Genomic DNA, 1,191 nt, shown 5'->3' with positions numbered 1-1,191 from the left:
CTAGTGATCTGGTCTTGAGTTCACGTCTCGCCACGTGAGTCGTGGTTCGTTTCAGTTTTCGGCTCGGGCGGTGACAGGGGCTGGTGGCTGCGGTCTGCTGGAGGAATGGGGGACAGCAGGCTGCAACCGGTGGTGTTATCCGAGGACGAGCGGCTGGTGTTGCAGGGGTGGGCCAGACGGCGGACAACCGCGCAGGGTCTTGCCAAGCGGGCACGGATCGTGCTGGCCTGCGCGGACGGGCTGAACAACACCGCGGTGGCCGCACGGCTGGACACCGATCGCGGGACCGTGAGCCGGTGGCGGACCAGATTCCTGCAACTCCGTCTCGATGGCCTGTCCGACGAGGCGCGTCCCGGCGTGCCGCGCACCATCACCGACGCCCAGGTGGAAGAGGTGGTGGTGCGCACGCTGGAAGAGGTACCCGAAGGCGCCACCCACTGGTCGAAGCGGGAACTGGCCCGGCGGGTGGGGATCTCACCGACGAGTGTGCTGCGGATCTGGCGGGCCTTCGGCCTGCAGCCCTGGCGCACGGAGACCTTCAAGATCTCCCCGGACCCGCTGCTGATCGACAAGATCCGTGACGTGGTCGGACTGTATCTCGCCCCGCCGGCGAACGCGGCCGTCTTCGCTCTCGACGAGAAACCGCAGATCCAGGCGCTGGAACGGACAGCGCCGGTACTGCCGATGGTCCCGGGCACCCCCGAGCGCCGCAGCTTCGACTACGTCCGGCACGGCACCGTGGACCTGTTCGCCGCCCTGGACACCGCCACCGGCAAGGTGATCGGCAAGCTGTCCGCGCAGCACCGGGCCGTGGACTTCCGCGACTTCCTCGACGAGATCGACCGCCAGACCGATCCCGGCCTGGCGGTCCATGTGATCTGCGACAACCTCTCCGCCCACAAGGCGCCGGTGATCCACGCGTGGCTGCTCGCGCATCCGCGGTTCCATCTGCACTTCACCCCGACCTACTCGTCCTGGATCAACCAGGCCGAGCGGTGGTTCGCCGAACTGCAGCGGCGATGCCTCGAACGCCGCGTGTTCTGCTCACTCGACGAGCTCAAGACCGCCCTCGAGGACTGGATCAAAACCTGGAACGACCAGGCCCGGCCCTTCAAATGGACCAAAACCGCAGACCAGATCATCGACCGCATCTGCCGCTACTGCGACAGGATCTCCGGACCAGGACACTAG

The 1,191-nt window shown here is 66.8% G+C and carries 1 protein-coding gene; it reads left to right on the top strand.

Annotated elements, in window-relative coordinates; all coding sequences use genetic code 11:
- Nucleotides 1–105: 105 nt before the first annotated feature.
- Nucleotides 106–1,191, top strand: coding sequence for an IS630 family transposase (locus tag CHR28_RS37055; protein ID WP_094058122.1), 1,086 nt, complete (start codon nucleotides 106–108; stop codon nucleotides 1,189–1,191).

Source organism: Streptomyces sp. XY006, from assembly GCF_002237655.1.
Lineage (GTDB): Bacteria > Actinomycetota > Actinomycetes > Streptomycetales > Streptomycetaceae > Streptomyces > Streptomyces levis.
This window is presented reverse-complemented; position numbering and strand designations above follow the sequence as displayed.